Raw genomic sequence first — 2,384 nt, 5'->3', positions numbered from 1 at the left:
TTGTGTGAATACTTACAGTTTACCCCAATGAAACGCTATGAGTTTTTTTGTTGCACTATATTTTACAATTTATCAGATAAATTAAACTTTTTGTTCATGTTTTTAAAAAAGTAAATTTTTTTTAGCAAATCTGTTGACAAGGCTCATAAAAAGTTGTATTCTTAATATGTTAACAGAATTGTTAGCGCTACCACAGAGTGATAGCAAACGTTTTGTTTACGAATTTCGGTCTCCTTATAAATATACAAGGGTAAACATGTGTTTACCCTTGTATTTTTTATTTATCTCCTTTGTTACGAATCACAAAGCCTGTTTTCTTCTCGCTTGAAGTATTGCGTGGTTTTTTATGATCCTTACGGTAACGCTTCTCTTTATCAAAACGGTCCTTTGAACGTCCACCTTTACGATAGTCATCACGACGACCATTGCCACCACGGCGATCACGATCTCGACGGTCATCCCCACGACGGCCTCCTCGACCACCCTTGCCTTTAGCACCGAAGCCACCACCAGATGGTTTAAATGGTAACGGTTTTTCACGTGCAATCTCAACCTCTGGAAGACTATCTGGGTCTTGAACAGTTAAGCTGAGGATATACATAGCCAATTCTTCTGGGCTGAATTCTGAGGCCAATTGACGAGCATCCTTGCCAAACTTTTCAAAGTTACTACGAATCTCCTCATTCGCAAAATCACGTTCAATTTTCTTAAGAGCTACTTGTTTCTTAGCTTGGAAGGCTTCTTCTGCACTTGCAGGTTTAAGACCTTTCATGCGCTTCTTAGTTAAGTTCTCAATGATTTGTAGATAACCCATTTCATTAGGAGAAACGAAAGTAATAGACTGACCTGACTTACCTGCACGCCCTGTACGACCGATACGGTGAACATAACTCTCAGGGTCTTGTGGGATATCGTAGTTGTAGACATGAGTCACACCTGAAATATCCAAACCACGAGCAGCCACGTCTGTTGCAACTAGGACATCAAGGTTGCCATTTTTAAAATCACGAAGGACACGAAGACGTTTGTTTTGGTCCAAATCTCCATGAATCCCTTCTGCACGGAAACCGCGAATCTTCAGCCCACGAGTCAACTCATCTACACGACGTTTGGTACGACCAAAAACGATTGACAACTCAGGTTGATCAACATCCATAAGACGAGTCATGGTGTCGAATTTTTCTTGTTCTTTAACACGGATATAGTACTGGTCTACTAATTCTGTAGTTAATTCTTTGGCAGCAATCTTCACATGCTCAGGTTCTTTCATGAACTGAACACCAATACGTTTGATAGCATCTGGCATAGTCGCTGAAAAGAGCAAGGTTTGACGATTTTCCGGTACACGAGAGATGATTGCTTCGATATCTTCAAGGAATCCCATGTTCAGCATTTCATCTGCTTCATCCAGGATGAGAGTTTCAATATCATGTAATTTCAAAGCCTTGCGTTTAATGAGGTCAAGAAGTCGTCCTGGTGTTCCTACTACGATATGAGCCCCTGATTTAAGAGCTTTGATTTGTTTTTCAGTACTTGAACCACCGTATACTGAACGGACTTTCACACCTTTACTACGGCCAAAGCGGAAGAGTTCTTCCTGACTTTGAACAGCCAGTTCACGAGTTGGGGCAATTACTAAAGCTTGGATAGTTGCTTCTTCTGTACGAATTTTTTCAAGAGTTGGCAAGCCAAAGGCTGCAGTTTTCCCTGTACCAGTCTGTGCTTGACCGATAACATCTTTTCCCTCAAGAGCCAAAGGAATAGTTTGCTCTTGGATAGGACTTGCTTCTACAAATCCTGCTTTTTCAATTTCTGCTAACAAATCAGCAGAAAGATTAAATTCATTAAATTTCACGTTATTCTTCTTTCTAAAGATGGTGCGAAGCCATCCTATAGCGCTTAGTTTATACTTTTCTTGTCATGACGTACTTTCATAGCTTTTATGAAAGACCGTGTTGCTTCTTTTCCACTAAAGAAAAGTACTGCTTTCTTTGCAACTTATCTAGTATACCATAGACCAGGGTTAAAAGATAGTAAAACGAAACAGGTTGAAAAGTTTTTATTGGGTAACCCCTTTCAAAAGAACTCTTTCCAACTTTGGATAATTAGTATAATTTATTTTTTAACTTTGCAATAATATAAAAGACTGTGAAGTCTCTTCTTTACTTTGAATCACCTCATAAAAACAGCGTTACAATAGGCTTTCTAAAATTTTTTATTCACAATAAATCCCCTTTTATTTTGGGATTGTTTCCTTGATTTTTAATATGAAAATATGTATAATGATTATAGTATCTACGTTATTTCAGGATTCTGTCAATAATTTTGTGTAAACACTCAAGTAAAGTTGCGGAGTGTTAATCAAATAAGCTTTCAAGTGTGTC

The 2,384-nt window shown here is 38.3% G+C and carries 1 protein-coding gene; it reads right to left on the bottom strand.

The features are described 5' to 3' along the window. Positions 1-277 precede the first annotated feature (277 nt). Positions 278-1,855 (bottom strand): DEAD/DEAH box helicase, encoded by a 1,578-nt coding sequence (locus K1J10_RS10420; RefSeq protein WP_223357302.1) that lies wholly within the window; start codon positions 1,853-1,855, stop codon positions 278-280. Positions 1,856-2,384 lie beyond the last annotated feature (529 nt).

Origin of the sequence: Streptococcus australis, from assembly GCF_019930045.1 — a bacterium.
Classification (GTDB): domain Bacteria; phylum Bacillota; class Bacilli; order Lactobacillales; family Streptococcaceae; genus Streptococcus; species Streptococcus australis_D.
Note: the sequence above shows the minus strand (reverse complement) of the source record. Positions and strands in the feature narration are given on the sequence as shown.